This window comes from Streptomyces mobaraensis NBRC 13819 = DSM 40847, assembly GCF_017916255.1.
Classification (GTDB): Bacteria; Actinomycetota; Actinomycetes; order Streptomycetales; family Streptomycetaceae; genus Streptomyces; species Streptomyces mobaraensis.
The window spans coordinates 1,185,325-1,200,467 of the sequence record NZ_CP072827.1; the positions used below are offsets into that span (position 1 = coordinate 1,185,325).

The 15,143-nt window shown below is 68.2% G+C and carries 10 protein-coding genes; 5 read left to right on the plus strand and 5 right to left on the minus strand.

All coding sequences use genetic code 11. From position 1 onward, the window contains the following. The first annotated feature begins 380 nt into the window (after window positions 1-380). Window positions 381-3,035 (plus strand): pyruvate dehydrogenase (acetyl-transferring), homodimeric type, encoded by a 2,655-nt coding sequence (aceE, locus tag J7W19_RS04525; protein ID WP_004952191.1) that lies wholly within the window; start codon window positions 381-383, stop codon window positions 3,033-3,035. Window positions 3,036-3,065: 30 nt separating this feature from the next. Here the strand turns inward: aceE and J7W19_RS04530 are convergent, their stop codons facing one another. Next, window positions 3,066-3,470: an N-acetylmuramoyl-L-alanine amidase gene (locus tag J7W19_RS04530; protein ID WP_004952189.1), complete on the minus strand. Its 405-nt coding sequence runs from the start codon at window positions 3,468-3,470 to the stop codon at window positions 3,066-3,068. A gap of 150 nt (window positions 3,471-3,620) precedes the next feature. Between J7W19_RS04530 and exaC the strand changes: the two genes are divergently transcribed. After that, window positions 3,621-5,144 (plus strand): acetaldehyde dehydrogenase ExaC, encoded by a 1,524-nt coding sequence (gene exaC, locus J7W19_RS04535; RefSeq protein WP_004952188.1) that lies wholly within the window; start codon window positions 3,621-3,623, stop codon window positions 5,142-5,144. Between the two features lie 164 nt (window positions 5,145-5,308). Here the strand turns inward: exaC and J7W19_RS04540 are convergent, their stop codons facing one another. Both J7W19_RS04540 and J7W19_RS32725 read right to left on the minus strand, forming a co-directional pair. Beyond that, a complete protein-coding gene (locus J7W19_RS04540; protein WP_004952186.1) occupies window positions 5,309-6,697 on the minus strand; it encodes a tyrosine-type recombinase/integrase in 1,389 nt (462 codons plus the stop codon). Continuing rightward, the gene (locus J7W19_RS32725) at window positions 6,694-6,891 is read right to left on the minus strand and encodes a helix-turn-helix transcriptional regulator (RefSeq protein ID WP_004952185.1); all 198 of its coding nucleotides are present in this window, start codon (window positions 6,889-6,891) and stop codon (window positions 6,694-6,696) included. Before J7W19_RS32725 ends, J7W19_RS04540 begins: the two co-directional genes overlap by 4 nt. A 1,176-nt stretch (window positions 6,892-8,067) precedes the next feature. Between J7W19_RS32725 and J7W19_RS04545 the strand changes: the two genes are divergently transcribed. Continuing rightward, on the plus strand, window positions 8,068-9,345 hold the full coding sequence (locus J7W19_RS04545) for an IS256 family transposase (protein ID WP_411848855.1): 1,278 nt from the start codon (window positions 8,068-8,070) through the stop codon (window positions 9,343-9,345). A gap of 95 nt (window positions 9,346-9,440) precedes the next feature. Here the strand turns inward: J7W19_RS04545 and J7W19_RS04550 are convergent, their stop codons facing one another. Together J7W19_RS04550 and J7W19_RS04555 are read right to left on the minus strand one after the other, a co-directional pair. Continuing rightward, window positions 9,441-10,700 carry a prenyltransferase/squalene oxidase repeat-containing protein gene (locus J7W19_RS04550; RefSeq protein WP_158688826.1) on the minus strand — a complete coding sequence of 420 codons (1,260 nt, stop codon included), beginning with the start codon at window positions 10,698-10,700 and terminating at the stop codon, window positions 9,441-9,443. A gap of 576 nt (window positions 10,701-11,276) precedes the next feature. Then, a complete protein-coding gene (locus J7W19_RS04555) occupies window positions 11,277-12,362 on the minus strand; it encodes a terpene synthase family protein (protein WP_004952180.1) in 1,086 nt (361 codons plus the stop codon). A 261-nt stretch (window positions 12,363-12,623) separates the two neighbouring features. On the opposite strand from J7W19_RS04555, the gene J7W19_RS33380 reads away from it, so the two are divergent. Together J7W19_RS33380 and J7W19_RS04560 are read left to right on the plus strand one after the other, a co-directional pair. Further along, window positions 12,624-12,755 (plus strand): hypothetical protein, encoded by a 132-nt coding sequence (locus J7W19_RS33380; protein ID WP_267939117.1) that lies wholly within the window; start codon window positions 12,624-12,626, stop codon window positions 12,753-12,755. 383 nt (window positions 12,756-13,138) lie between these two features. Then, on the plus strand, window positions 13,139-14,353 hold the full coding sequence (locus J7W19_RS04560; RefSeq protein WP_004956465.1) for an IS110 family RNA-guided transposase: 1,215 nt from the start codon (window positions 13,139-13,141) through the stop codon (window positions 14,351-14,353). Window positions 14,354-15,143 lie beyond the last annotated feature (790 nt).

Sequence of the window (15,143 nt, forward strand, 5' to 3'; positions counted from 1 at the left end):
CGGGCCGCCGGCTCGGGGGGAAGACCGGCAGTCCGGTCCCGTCGCGCCAGTGGGACTCGCACGCACAGTGTCGCCCGGCGGGCGGACGGCACGGAACGTGTGCGGGGGCCGGCTTCGGGTGCGCGGATCACACCCCGTGTGAAGGGCGGCCTTCCGCTTGCCGGCCGGGCAGGTCGGGATTTTCGAAAAATGATCGATCATCGATCATTACTCGCCAGTAACCGTTGACCACCCGCATGCCACCCGCCTAGCGTCGAATAGACGACGGAAAGAACATTCCGCACACCGGAACGCGACCGGACGCTTTCCGAACGCAACGGAACCTGGCCACACGCCCTCCCGGCCGCAGCGCACCGGGAAACGCGAAGGGGGGATCACCCATGTCCCAGCTCGACCAGCTGCCCGACCACGACCCGGCCGAGGTCGCCGAATGGCTGGAGTCCCTGGACTCCGCCGTCCGGGCCGGCGGGCCGCACCGGGCCGCGTACCTGTTGCGGCGGATGACCGAGCACGCCGCACGCACCGGCGTGGACCTCCCCCCGCTCACCGGGACCCCGTACGTCAACACCATCCCGACCGCCGAGGAGCCGGAGCACCCCGGTGACGAGGACGTGGAACGCCGCATCACCGCCTGGAACCGGTGGAACGCCGCCGCCATGGTCAGCCGCGGCAACCACCGCGCCGGGCTCGGCGGCCACATCGCGACCTACGCCTCGGCCGCCTGGCTGTACGAGACGGGCTTCCAGCACTTCTTCCGCGGCAAGGAGGCCGACGGCAGCGGGGACCAGCTGTTCCTCCAGGGCCACGCCTCCCCCGGCGTCTACGCCCGCGCCTTCCTGGAGGGCCGGATCGGCGCGGACCGGCTCGACCGGTTCCGCCAGGAGGCGGGCGGCGACGGACTGCCGTCGTATCCGCACCCGCGCCGACTGCCGTGGTTCTGGGAGTTCCCCACGGTGTCGATGGGGCTGGGGCCGCTCTCCGCGGTCTACCAGGCGCGCTTCAACCGCTACCTGGAGCACCGGGGCATCAAGGACACCTCACGGTCCCGGGTGTGGGCGTTCCTCGGCGACGGCGAGATGGACGAGCCCGAGTCGACCGCCGCCCTCACCCTCGCCGCGCGCGAACGCCTGGACAACCTCACCTTCGTCGTCAACTGCAACCTCCAGCGCCTCGACGGTCCCGTCCGCCCCAATTTCAAGATCGTGCAGGAGCTGGAGGCACAGTTCCGGGCGGCCGGCTGGAACGTCGTCAAGGCGCTGTGGGGGACCGCGTGGGACGGCGTCCTCGCCCGGGACACCACCGGCGCGCTCGTCCGGAGGCTGGGCGAGGTCCCGGACGCCCAGTTCCAGACCTACGCCACCCGGGACGCCGGCTACGTCCGCGACCACTTCTTCGGCACCGACCCGGCGCTGCGCGCGCTCGGCGCCGGGCTGGGCGACGCGGAGCTGCTGGAGCTGTTCGGCGCGTCCCGCGCGGGGCACGAGCCGCGCAAGGTGTACGCCGCCTACCGGGCCGCGGTCGACCACCGGGGCGCTCCCAGCGTCGTCCTGGTCCAGACGGTCAAGGGGCACACGCTCGGCCCCGGTTTCGCGTCCCGGAACGCCAACCACCAGATGAAGAAGCTGACGGGTGGCGAGTTCCGCGCCCTGCGGGACCTGCTCGACCTGCCCATCCCCGACCGGGAGCTGGACGGCGAGGTGCCGCCCTACGGCCACCCGGGCGAGGACTCCCCCGAGGTCCGGTACCTGCGCGAGCGCCGCGCGGCGCTGGGCGGCCCGGCCCCGGCCCGCCGGGTGACCGCCGTGGCGCTGCCGCGGCCGGGGTCCCGGCCGTTCGAGAACCTGGCCAAGGGCTCCGGGACCCAGGAGATCGCCACCACCATGGCGTTCGTCCGGCTGGTCAAGGACCTGATGCGGGACGAGGAGACCGGACGGCGCTGGGTCCCGGTGGTCCCGGACGAGGCCCGTACGTTCGGCATGGAGTCCCTGTTCCCGTCGGCGGGCCTCTACTCGCCGTCCGGGCAGACCTACGACCCCGTCGACCGCGACCAGCTCCTCTACTACCGGGAGGCGCGGGACGGGCAGATCCTCAACGAGGGGATCACGGAGGCGGGTTCGCTGGCCTCCTTCACGGCCGCCGCCACCTCGTACGCGACGCACGGCGAGCCGATGATCCCGTTCTACATCTTCTACTCGATGTTCGGCTGGCAGCGCACGGCCGACCAGTTCTGGTCGCTGGCCGACCAGTTGGGGCGCGGTTTCGTCATCGGAGCGACCGCCGGGCGCACCACGATGACCGGCGAGGGCCTCCAGCACGCCGACGGGCACTCGCACCTGATCGCCTCCACCAACCCGGCGGCCGTCGCCTACGACCCGGCGTTCGCCTACGAGGTGGCGGTGATCGTGCGCGAGGGCCTGCGGCGGATGTTCGGACCGGAGGCGGAGGACGTCTTCTACTACCTGACCGTCTACAACGAGCCCAAGGTCCAGCCGCCGATGCCGCCCGGAGTGGAGGAGGGCGTCCTCAAGGGCCTCTACCGCTACCGGGAGGCGGACGGCCTGCCCGCCGACGCGCCCCGGCTGCAACTGCTGTCCTCCGGCACGGCCGTCCACTGGGCCCTGGACGCCCAGCGGCTGCTCGCCGACGCGTGGGGCGTGGCCGCCGACGTCTGGTCCGCGCCGTCCTGGACGGAGCTGCGCCGCGACGCCCTGGCGTGCGACGCGGCCCGGCTGCGGGGCGAGGAACGGGTCCCGTACGTCACGCGGGCGCTGCGAGGCGCCCCGGGACCGGTGTTGGCGGTCAGCGACTGGATGCGAGCGGTTCCGGACCAGATCGCGCCGTGGGTCGAGCAGGACTGGACGTCCCTGGGCACGGACGGGTTCGGCCTCTCCGACACCCGGGAAGCGGCCCGCCGGCACTTCGGCGTCGATCCGGGGGCGATCGCGGTGGCGGCGCTGGACGCGCTGGCGCGCCGGGGCGAGGTGAAGCCGGAGACGGTACGGGAGGCGGCGGCGCGGTACGGGACGGGAGGCTGAGCCCGGGCGCCAACCGCCGCGCGGCGCGGGCTACTTGGCGGGCGGGCCGGCCGGCTCTCCGGCCGCGCCGCCCTTCCCCGCCTTCTTCCCGGCCTTCTCTGCCTTCTCTGCCTTCTCTGCCGTTCCGGCCGTCCCTGCCTTCCCCGTCGTCCCCGCCATCCCCGCCGTCCCCGCCGTCCCCGGCTTCCCGTTGGCGGCGGCCCGCTTGCGGCGCCGCCGGGACGGCAGCCACGCCACACTGTCGTCGTCACCGACGAACCGCCCGAGCGCGCCCTTGACCACCGAGAGGGCGGCGGGCAGGGCCGCGATGGCGGCGGCCTTGAGCGCGGAGACGTCGGTCAGGTCGAACCCGTCGGCGATGAGCAGGCCCAGGAAGGTGGTCAGGTAGGCGGCGATGGTCCGTTCGGCTATGTCGGCGAGCACCTTCTTGTTCATGGGTCCGTCCGTCTCTTTCCGTCTCGTTCGGTGGGGGTCTGATGATGTGTACACCACACCATCGGGGCCTACGGCAAGCCGTCCGTGGGTAGCGATCCGGCGTCGCCGCCCGTGACGGCACGGGCGGCCGTGCCCGAGGAGGTGGGCCGCATGGCCCGTTACGCGTCCCCCGGCTCCCCCGACGCCGTGGTCTCGTACCGTCCGCGGTACGACCACTGGATCGGTGGCGAGTACCGTCCGCCCGCGCGGGGCGGCTACTTCGAGAACCCGACGCCGGTGAACGGCGAGCCGTTCACCGAGGTCGCGCGGGGCACCGCCGAGGACGTCGAGCGCGCCCTGGATGCCGCCCACGCCGCGGCCCCCGCCTGGGGCCGCACGGCGCCGGCCGAGCGCGCGGCGGTCCTGCTCCGCGTCGCGGACCGCATGGAGGAACACCTGGAGGCGCTCGCCGTCGCCGAGTCCTGGGAGAACGGCAAGCCCGTCCGCGAGACGCTGGCCGCCGACATACCGCTGGCCGTCGACCACTTCCGGTACTTCGCGGGGGCGTTACGCGCCCAGGAGGGCGGCCTGTCCGAGCTGGACGAGGACACCGTCGCGTACCACTTCCACGAACCGCTCGGCGTGGTCGCCCAGATCATCCCCTGGAACTTCCCCCTGCTGATGGCGGCCTGGAAACTGGCCCCGGCCCTCGCCGCCGGCAACGCGGTCGTCCTCAAACCGGCCGAGCAGACGCCGGCGTCGATCCACGTCTGGCTGGACCTGGTGGCCGATCTCCTCCCCCCGGGCGTGGTGAACGTCGTCAACGGCTTCGGGGTGGAAGCCGGCAAGCCGCTGGCGGCCAGCCCGCGCGTCGCCAAGATCGCGTTCACGGGCGAGACCACGACCGGCCGCCTGATCATGCAGTACGCGGCCGAGAACCTGCGCCCGGTCACCCTCGAACTGGGCGGCAAGAGCCCCAACATCTTCTTCGACGACGTCTCCGCCGCGGACGACGACTTCCGCGACAAGGCCCTCGAGGGCTTCACCATGTTCGCCCTCAACCAGGGCGAGGTCTGCACCTGCCCGTCCCGCGCCCTGATCCAGCGCGGCCACTACGCGGACTTCCTCACCGCCGGCATCGCCCGCACCGAGGCGATCGTCCCGGGCCACCCCCTGGACACGGACACCATGATCGGCGCCCAGGCGTCCAACGACCAACTGGAGAAGATCCTCTCCTACTTCGACATCGGCAGACAGGAGGGCGCCCGCGTCCTCACCGGCGGCCGACGCGCCGACCCCGGCGGCGAGTTGAAGGGCGGCTACTACGTGGAGCCCACGATCCTCGAGGGCACCAACCGCATGCGCGTCTTCCAGGAGGAGATCTTCGGCCCCGTCGTCGCCGTCACCCCCTTCACCGACTTCGACGACGCCATGGCCCTCGCCAACGACACCCTCTACGGCCTCGGCGCCGGCGTCTGGACCCGCGACGGCACCACCGCCTACCGCGCCGGCCGCACCCTCCAGGCCGGCCGCGTCTGGACCAACTGCTACCACCAATACCCGGCCGCGGCCGCCTTCGGCGGCTACAAACAATCGGGCATCGGCCGCGAGGGCCACCGCATGACGCTGGAGCACTACCAACAGACGAAGAATCTTCTGGTCTCGTACTCCCCGAAGAAGCTCGGCTTCTTCTAGGGGCACCAAAAAAGGCGCCTGACCTGGGCTTTCGCCCGTCAGGCGCCTTTGTTGAGGCTCCAATCCGGCAGGGACCGGATTGCGTGTCATCTCCCAGTTTCTCCCACAGCCATCCCACTCCCGACCAGCTGTTCCGGTCTATTTCCGGTCCAAACCCGGTCCGCTCATCCCGCTGCCGCCGAGCCCCCGCTGACGCGGTCCCATTCCTGCATGGACTGCTCGATGAGGCGGTTGGCGTGGTCCCGGACGCCGTCGAGGAACTTGGCGTAGTAGCGGAAGAGGACCTCGATGCTCTGCCCCGCTCGCCGGGCGCATTCCGCCGGGTCCACACCCGAGTGCAGCCAGAAGGAGATGCCGGCGTGCCGCAGGTCGTAAGGCCGCTTGGCGAGACCAGCGGCGAGTTCGGTCCGCGTCAGGACGTAGTCTCGTGCGCGCGACCAGGTGGTCCCGTACGCGGCGGCGTCCACGTAGTTGCCGGCCTCGTTGCGGAACAGCCGGCCGTCCGGCGTCACGCCGTAGCGTTCGATGTGTGCAAGCAGCATGCGCACGAACTGTGGAGGAATCGGCACCAGTCGCGTGGCTGTGGCCGCACGGCGCTTGAGCGAGTGCACTTCGTGCACCGCGCCGTCGTCCGTCCAGTCCTTCCCGGCGATGACAACCCCGCCCGACAGGTTAAGCATCCCCCATCCCGTCTCGGGCAGATGACACTGCTCAAGCCGGAGATGAATGACCTCCGCCGGGCGCATGGCCGCGTAGTACATACAACCGAAGAACGCCTCGAGATGGGGCCCTCGGCCCGGCTGCTGGGCGACCGACGAAAGCAGTCTGCCGACCTGCGCCGGGTTGGGGACAGAAGCCGGGTCTACCTCCTCGTTGACCCCCGGAGGGTTCCATCGCAGCCCCTTGAGGGGGTTCTCAGTGAAGTAACCTTTCTCCAGCGCCGTGTTGAGGGCTTCGCTGAACGCGGCACGCTTCCGACGAGCCGTCTTTGCCGCTGCGGGCTTCCCGTCAAGCTTGCGGCACAGCGCGTCGAGCGCCCGACGCAGCACGTCGGCTTCGGCCAATGCGCTCAGGGGCAGGGAGTTGCGCTTCATCCAGTTCAGCGCCTTCTGCCACTCCTCGTCAGGTTCCCGCGCCCACGCGTTCTTGTTGAACGCCCACGAGTAAAGTGCGCGTCGTAGCACTCGTGGCTCCGGATAGCTGACCCCGGGACGGACGAGAGCAGGCGTAATCGTGGCGAAGGCATCGGCCAGAGTGCGGCGCGTATTGCCCGGTGTGCGATCCCAACGCTGGTCGATGTATTCGTGCGCGAGGTCGTACCACGTCGTACGCTGCTTGATCGCTCGCAGTTCGGACGCGGGAAGGCCGGTCTCCTGGTCGAACGGCTCACCTTCGCGCGCTGCGGTCATGAGCTTGGCGCGTCGGCTCTCAGCAAGACCGGAAGTGCTGAACGATTCGGAACGTTCGCGCCCGTCGACCGCCCACCGAACCTGGAACGCGTTACGGCGGCCGGCGCGCTCGCGCGTCTCCCAGAACCGGACGTTGTAGCTCATGCCCAATTTATGGAGTCCCTCTCACACGCCTCCCACCAGGCGTCCAGGTCGCTGCGACGACATCGCAGCTCACCGTTCGGCAGTTTGACCATGCGCGGTGCCAGCCCCCGGGCACGCAGCCGGTAAAAAGCGGACGGACTCATGCGGATTTCCGCAAGTACTTCTGTAAGTTTCAGGGCAGGCGGACGTGCCACTGACTGCCACCTTTCGGCTGAGCGGTTGCGAAGAATGGGGAGGCAAGCGGCCATACGAGAGGTTTCGACAGGCTGCCACGCGCAGGATTCGGCCAGCAGCGATAAACAGCCAGGAGACATCGTTGGGCACGTCACAAACTCCCAGGGGCTCACTTGAGCTTCACCGACGACGGGAAAGCGCAGCCATTGGCCAACCAGCAAAAGCCGACCGACCCCAAACCTCCTTATCGATGCCCGGCGGCTAACCCGCTGTTCGCGCGACTCCACCGCCAAGCACAGCCGGTTGCGAACGACACCAATGGTCCGGAGGATCCCCGGTTTGGCTAACAGGGGATCGTCGGCTATATAACGCCCAGCACGCCTCGGGCCGGGCAGGTCAGTCCGGTTATCAGGAAGCCAAGCGGTACGAGCGCAGGGTCGGCCCCCATGGGACGCCTCGGGAACGAGGAGACCGCCATCGGCGAGACAGGCAAGACTGCGGGCAACCGCCGTTTCCCGGACCCCTAAGGCACTGGCGATGCGCCTCGCGTTCACCCCGGAACGCCTGGCGACGTAAGCAAGAACCGTTCCATCAGAGCGGACATCTCGTTAGAGAAGATCGTCCGCCAAGAACCCGGCCAGGCAGACGCACAAACACAGAGCTGTGGCGAGAGCGTCGAATTCGTCAGCCTGCTGGGCTACGAAAGCGATCAGCGTACCGAGGGCGAACAGGACCGGGGCAACGGACCGCAGGGTGTGTGGTTTTTCCGCTAGACAGTGGAACTCCTGATGCAGTTTAGGGACACGGCGGCACTAAAGAGCTACCGCCGGCGCGGTATTTCCGCGGGGGTGTTGTACGTTGACATGGCTCGCCGCACGGTTCCAGCCCTTAAGGGTTCTTTCTCGTCTGCCATGAGCGAATGCGCCGGTCCACCGGCCGACGCGTCTCGACGTCGACCGGCACCATGCCGTTGTTGCGCCCTTGCGCATGGCGTACTCGTCGACGTCGACCACCCGCGGGGCTGGGAACTCCGGCTCGGGCAGGGACGCGACCAGCCACGGAACCGTGCTCCGGCTGACGAGCACCCCGAAGACGCGGGCCAAGCGAGCCCCGGCGCGGCCGGCCAGCGCCAGGCCGACGTGGGTCTGTACGGTCAACGATGGATCTTCGAACAGGAGTGACACCTGATGACAGACGTGATTGTCGCGGCTGAGGCCGTCGAGGAAGTGAAGCCCGCCGGTGCGCCCGGTGCTCTGGACGACCAGCTGATCGGCCAGCTGGTGGACCGTGCGAAGGCGGACGGGATCAGGCTGACCGGCGAGGGCGGGCTGCTGCAGCAGTTGACGAAGCGGATCCTCGAGTCCGCCCTCGAGGGCGAGATCACGGACCATCTCGGGCATGAGAAGCACGAGAAGGCCGACAGCGGCAACGTCCGTAACGGCACGAGAGCCAAGACCGTGCTGACGGACGTGGGGCCGGTCGAGATCGATGTGCCCCGGGACCGGTCGGGTTCGTTCAAGCCGCAGATCGTCCGCAAGCGGCAGCGCCGGCTGTCCGGCGTCGACGAGATGGTGCTCTCGCTGTCCGCCCGCGGCCTCATACACGGGGAGATATCGGCTCACCTCGCGGAGGTCTACGGCGCCGAGGTGTCCAAGACCATCATCTCCACGATCACCGACAAGGTGATCGACGGCATGAACGAGTGGCAGAACCGGCCGCTCGATTCGGTCTACCCGGTGCTGTTCATCGACTGCGTGCACGTGAAGCTGCGGGACGGCCAGGTCGCCAACCGGCCGATATATGTGGTCCTCGCGGTCACGGTCGAGGGCACCCGCGAGATCCTCGGCCTGTGGGCCGGCGACGGCGGCGAGGGCGCGAAGTACTGGCTCCAGGTCCTGACCGAGATCAAGAACAGAGGCACTGAAGACGTCTGCATGGTCGTCTGCGACGGCCTGAAGGGGCTGCCCGATGCGATCGGGACGGTCTGGCCCCAGGCCATTACCCAGACGTGCGTGGTTCACCTGCTGCGGGCGTCGTTCCGTTACGCGGCCCGTCAGGACTGGGACAAGATCTCGAAGGCACTCAAGCCCGTCTACACCGCCCCGACCCAGGATGTCGCGGAGGAGCGGTTCCTGGAGTTCTGCGAGACGTGGGGCAGGAAATACCCGGCGATCGTAAAGCTGTGGGAGAACGCCTGGGCCGAGTTCGTGCCCTTCCTCCAGTTCGACACCGAGATACGGCGAGTCGTCTGCACCACGAACGCTATCGAGTCGGTGAACGCGCGGATCCGCAAGGCCGTCCGAGCCCGCGGGCACTTCCCGAACGAGCAAGCCGCCCTCAAATGCGTCTACATGGCCATCATGAGCCTCGACCCCACCGGCCAGGGACGCAAACGCTGGACCCAGCGATGGAAGGCCGCCCTCAACGCCTTCGACATCACCTTCGACGGACGGCTCGCCGCCGCCCGTCGCTAAACCACAACAACCCCAGAAACACCGTCTACTGGACAGACCCCCGCCTCGACATAGGACACGCTCTTACTACTCAGGGTGCCTGTAAGTAGATCAGTTCACATAGACCCGAACTGGTTCGTGGCGTGAGAACAGAGGGCCCTTATCGCATAGATGGTGGGGAGGATCTTGATGTCAAGGAGAAGGGGCCTCGGGGAGTAGGTGTCGGGTGGTGCGTTGAATGCTCCATTGGGTTGTTGCACATCGCACAAGTACCCGGCTGCGGCGGTCGCGGCGTTCTTGCCCTCGCTAGTGAAGGCGATGCTGGTAAGGGCGTAGGCGGTGCTGGTGGCGTCGCTGGGCCGATCGGGCTGTTGCCCCCATCCGCCGTCAAGGTTCTGGTGGCTCAGCAGGTAACGCGTGCTGTTGATGATGGTGTGGCGCGCCCGGTCCCGTTGTTCGGGGACGAGGGCGGAAGTCGCCAGGGCTGTATGTAGTCCGTGGCAGACGCGGAGGATGACGTTGCCTGTGCTGGCGGACCAGTTGAGATCGAACCCTCCGTCTTGGCGCTGGTGGCTGGTAATGAAACGCGTCGCGCGATTTATCTGCGCGGTGTAGCGGGACGGGTGGTGGGCGGCCCAGATAGTGAGGGACTGGGCCGTGTGGGAGGTCTCCGATATGCCCCCGGCGGCGTAGTTGTTGAGCCCTCCGTCGGGGTTTTGCATGTCGCTCAGGTAGTCGCATCCCCGCCGGAGATGGTCGGCGTAGCGGGCTGGGTCGGTCAGGTGCAGGGCTTCCAGGGCGAAGAACGTCGTCTCCACGTCGGTCTGGTCGGCTGGGAGGCTGAAGGTCCAAGCCCCGGAGGAATGCTGGATGTCAGCGAGTGCGTCAGCAGAACGGCGCTGAAGTGACCGGTTGGTGGCCGCCACGGCAAGGGCGGCCGTGGCCATACCGGTGATGGTGGTGTTCATGTCTCGGGTGAGTGAGAAGCCGCCGTCGGGGCGTTGGGTTCGCGCCAGTGCGGTGACACCGGCATTCAGGGTGCCGCGGTGCTGCGGGTAGTTTTGCAGTGCCGTCAGCGCCAACAGGTGAACCAGGATATTGGCGTGGCAGATCTCCCCGGGGCCGTGGCTGGGGAGCAGCGCGGCCAGGTCGGTGTCGCTGACGCGGTCGGGGGTGCCTAGGGCATGGGCGATGATTACCTTGCAGGCGGTCATCTCAGTCCGCTTCCAGCCCTGCAGTGCCGTCGAGTCGAACAGTTCGTCTTGCGGCCACTGGGTGACGCTCGCGGCTCCGAGAGCGTGCAGAACCGCCTGGAGAAGGATCTTTTTCCGGCCGGTGGTGAAGTGAGGGAAGTGCCCGATGATCTGGTCGGTCATGCTCGCAGCGTCTGAAGAGGCGGGAAGTGAGGTGTGCAGGGGGGGACGTAAGGCCGCCGCAGCAATGACGTCATCGATCCCGCTGGCCCGACTGTTGGGATTGTCAAGGAAGGACCGCACTTTCGTGAGGGATCGAGGGAAGAGCTCGGTGTACCTGAGCAGTTGCAGTGCGAGAGCCGACTCCAGGACCCGGCTCTCGCAGGGGGCATCGACCGTGCCATCCGGCCCGACCTGCGCTGCCAGGTACCCGGCAGCACCCTGAACCGCCTCCCGGGCCGCACTGCCGACATGGGCAGAGATCGGTCCGGCGCCCGTCACCTGGGCGCGGCCTGGCCCCTGCGGATACGTGGACGCCGCTGCCGCAGGATGCGGGTGACCCTTGTCCGTCATTGTGAACCTCCCAGGGACAGCCACAGGCCGCAGGCCGGGCCGGGCCGTTGATCCCGTGGTCTGTGTCTCGGCCACACGCCCGAGACGCGGGTTGCCATCGGATGTTTTGGCTGGGCGTCAGTACCGGGCATTCGCTCACCCGGTGCACGAATGAGTGATGCGATGGCCGCGGCCATCGGCCACCCGTCAGTCGAGCAGGCCGAACAGGTGGGCCAATGCCGGGCACGGGGCGCTGGTGAGTGCCGGCGGTGCCAGTGGCGTCGGCTGTTCCTCGGGCAGAAACGGGCGCATCGGGTTGTTGTCGCTGGCGTAGCGAGTGGTGTAAAGGCCCCAGTCCAGATTGCCGCGCACCATCCAGTCCAGGTCATCCAGGAGGGTGCGGGAGGCCTCGCCGACTTCACGCTTGAGCTGTTCTCGCAGGCGCAGGAAGAGTTCCATGATGCGGTTGGTGAGCTCCAGCGCTGGAGCTCCGGCCTCGTAAGGCGGAATACCCAGGTCTTGGGCGACGGCGTTGATGATGTTGTATGCCTCTGTGGGGCCGTCATTGGCCCAGCAGAAGAAGTCGAGGTGCAGGTGACACAGGGTTCCCGTGAGGTAGCGCAGGCCCTGCATGATGGGGTGCTGTCCTTCGTGCTCCGGGATGGTCGCCCGGGTGCAGATCTCCGGCAGGATGGCGAATTGCCCGGAGTATTTCGCGCCGCTCATCAAGCGCCGAATGTATTCGTCTGCCCCGCACAGCTCGGACCGGACCGCGTAGCCGATTTCGGTCTCTGTTTCGCGTAGGGCACGGTCGATTGCGTCCATGAGCATACGGACGGGCGGCAGTGGTGCGTGCTCCTCGCCGTATGTGCGGAGCGCCCAGATGTAATCGGCCAGGGGGTGCAGCCGGCCGGGCTCGGGGATGGCCAGGGGGGTGCTAAGCGCATGCAGTTCCTGCGGCGCGATCTCGGCGTAACGCTGCTGCCGCTGCTGGAGGGTTCCTCGGTCGAAGCTGTCGTCGGAGAGGAGAGTCCATGCGGAGACGCAGCTGAACCAGACACGCAAGTCATGCGGGACACGCGGGGGAATACATGTGTACGCCGAGTAGGCACAGCTATCAAGGATGTCTTGATCCCTGTCACTGCTGTACGAGATGTACGGGCGAGACCATTCCTGCGTGGCTTCTACAAGCCCCTTGTGGTCAGGGTATTCATGCCTGGGGAGGGGGCAGTACAGGCGCAGCGCATCAGTGGGTTGATGGTCGCGCATACGCTGCGGTTCGAGAAGTGTCATGCCGCCTATCCCTTCTAGGGCATATATGGCTACTGGTGTCTTTTATTCCTTGCGTCCAGTTGTACTAGCTCAGATCGACGCGCACGATCTCCCGCTGTCCGGGCAGGGCGGCGAAGAACGCCACGGCCTTGCGGGCATGCAGGGGCAGATGTCCCATCCCCTGGCCGGCCCCCTGTGCGGCAGGTACCTCACTGAGACGCATCGCGGCCGTGTCCCCGCACCCCTGGTATGGCAGCACGCCCGTAGCCGGGATGCAGCGCCTTGGACAGGGCGAACTACTGGTGTTCCTCGGTGGCGGTGACGGTCTCGATGTCGTCGTGGCCGCGCTGGCTCCACCACAAAGCTGCGGATCTCCCCGCCCACGCCACCCAGGTCGCCCACGCCCCGGCGTGAACCGCGTACGGGATCTCCACCCCGCAACGGACCGGGACCGTCTGGGATGTCCATGGAGAACCTGCCAGCAGCAGAGAGGACCAAAAGCAGAGTGTGAAGCTAAGTGGGTACCCCGTTACCTTTTCCGTGGCCCCGCAACGGGGCGCCTGGCCCCCGGGCTCGGTATGGCTGTGTGCCCCCTGTCGAAGTACATGACCTGGGGGGTGTTGCCGCCGGGCTTCGGGGCACCGCTTGACCGCTGATGAGGGGCCTGACGACCACTCTGGTTCGGCGCAATGCCGGACCGCTTCACGGGTGGCATGTCTGCGTAACGTGGTTGCCGGCGTGTGGTGCCGCAGGGACGGCCGGGAGTTGGGGAGACGAGTGGCGAGGGGCACGCGCACATGGTCGACACGACCGCGACAGATCTCTTCCTCGGCCTGGACCTGGGCAAGGAGTTCCACCACGCCCACGGCCGGACCGGGGACGGCAGGACCGTGCACGACAAGCGGCTGCCCAACACCGAGCCGAAACTGCTGGAGCTGTTCACCAAGCTGGTGGCGAAGTTCGGTACCGTCCTGGTGATCGTGGACCAGGTCGCCAACATCGGCGCGCTGCCGCTGACGGTGGCCCGCGCGAGCGGGTGCCGGGTGGCCTACCTGCCGGGACTGTCGATGCGGCGGGCCGCCGACCTGCATCCCGGTGAGGCCAAGACAGACGCCCGCGACGCGTTCGTGATCGCCGAGACCGCCCGGACCATGCCGCACACCTTGCGCGCGGTGGACCGTGACGACGAGGTACTGGCCGAGCTGACCATGCTCACCGGCTACGACAACGACCTGGCCGGCGAGGTGAACCGCACCACCAACCGGCTGCGCGGCCTGCTCTCCCAGATCCACCCCTCCCTGGAACGCGTGCTCGGCCCGCGCCTGGCCTACCCCTACGTCCAAGCCCTCCTGGCCCGGCACGGCTCCCCGGCGAAGCTGAAGAGACTCGGCCGGGCCCGCTGCGAGGCCCTGCTCAAAGCGCACGGCTCGCGCAAGGCGAAGCAGCTGGCCGGGGAGATCTCCGACGCGCTGGCCGAGCAGACTCTCGTCGTTCCCGGCACCGAGGCGTCCGCGCTGATCGTTCCGGGCCTGGCCGCTCAGCTCGCCGCCGCCCACACCCAGCGACAGGCCACCGAGCAGGAGATCGCCGCCCTGCTGGAGGCCCTCCCTCTTTTCCACCTCCTGACGTCCCTGCCCGGCATGGGCGTCAGGACCACCGCCGCGGTGATCGTCGCGATCGGTGACGGCACCGGCTTCCCCACCGCCGGACACCTCGCCTCCTACGCCGGACTCGCCCCCGCAACGAAGTCCTCGGGCACCTCCATCCGCGGCGAGCACGCTCCCCACCGCGGCAACCGGCTCCTCAAACGCGCCCTGTTCCAGGCCGCGTTCGCCGCGACCGGCTGCAAGAGCGACCCGTCCTCGCGGATCTACTACGACCGCCAGCGAACCCGCGGCAAGACTCACACCCAGGCGATCCTCCGCCTGGCCCGGCAACGCGTGAACGTCATCCACGCGATGATCCGCAACGGCACCCTCTACGAACCCCGCGCCCTCGACCTCGCTGCCTGACACCCACCCCACCCCCTGCCTCTTCCAGCCCGCTCCATCCCGTCACCGGCACGGCCACCCCCGCCACGCCGGCCACCGCCCTGCCCGCACCGCACCCGAGCCGCCGGGAACATCCCGCTTCGCGGGACGTTCCCGAAAACCAGCACGAACCCCTACGAACCAGCCCCGCCAGGGTTGACGAAACAGATAGGGGCACCCCCCTTCCGACTCGAACACTGAACCAATGGGCGCATATCCGCAAGAAGCGCGAGGAGCACACAGCGCACTTTGATTCCGCTGCATAGACCTACGGCATAGGACGCATACTCGGGCGCCCACCGTGCTCTCTCGCGCACTCCGTGCCCTTCAGGGACCTACTCGGCCGTACTGCCCGTTGCCCGCCGGGTCGGGCGGCCCGGCCGAAGCCTTCGGTGTCGACGTCCAGCTTCGTCTCGTACGCCTTGGGCTGGATGCCGAGTTCATGCGTTCTGTACTCGCCGAACCGGTTGATGTGCTCGGTCGGTACGGCGAGATGTGAGCCAGGCTTTCCAGCTCGATCGCCTGGCCCGGACCGCGACAAGGCCGTCGCCGGGCTGAAGGCCCGTTACGAGAACGGTGTCACTATCCGGTCGGAGCGGACGGCGCGCTTCCCCCGTACGACACGGACCGCTTCGAGGAGTTCGCAGGGACGCTGCGCAGCTCCCACCCCCGGGACATGATCAAATCCTGCACGCCCCTCGGCAGGACCTACCAGTACGGCGGTCCTCACCATCACTGGCACCGCTATCACCGGATCCGTCACTGGCGGGAC

Bases quoted from the DNA above. Each gene is read 5' to 3' on its own strand.
- aceE (WP_004952191.1), top strand. From the start codon at position 381: ATGTCCCAGCTCGACCAGCTGCCCGACCACGACCCGGCCGAGGTCGCC.
- J7W19_RS04530 (WP_004952189.1), bottom strand. From the start codon at position 3,470: ATGAACAAGAAGGTGCTCGCCGACATAGCCGAACGGACCATCGCCGCC.
- exaC (WP_004952188.1), top strand. From the start codon at position 3,621: ATGGCCCGTTACGCGTCCCCCGGCTCCCCCGACGCCGTGGTCTCGTAC.
- J7W19_RS04540 (WP_004952186.1), bottom strand. From the start codon at position 6,697: ATGAGCTACAACGTCCGGTTCTGGGAGACGCGCGAGCGCGCCGGCCGC.
- J7W19_RS04550 (WP_158688826.1), bottom strand. From the start codon at position 10,700: ATGACCGACCAGATCATCGGGCACTTCCCTCACTTCACCACCGGCCGG.
- J7W19_RS04555 (WP_004952180.1), bottom strand. From the start codon at position 12,362: ATGACACTTCTCGAACCGCAGCGTATGCGCGACCATCAACCCACTGAT.
- J7W19_RS04560 (WP_004956465.1), top strand. From the start codon at position 13,139: ATGGTCGACACGACCGCGACAGATCTCTTCCTCGGCCTGGACCTGGGC.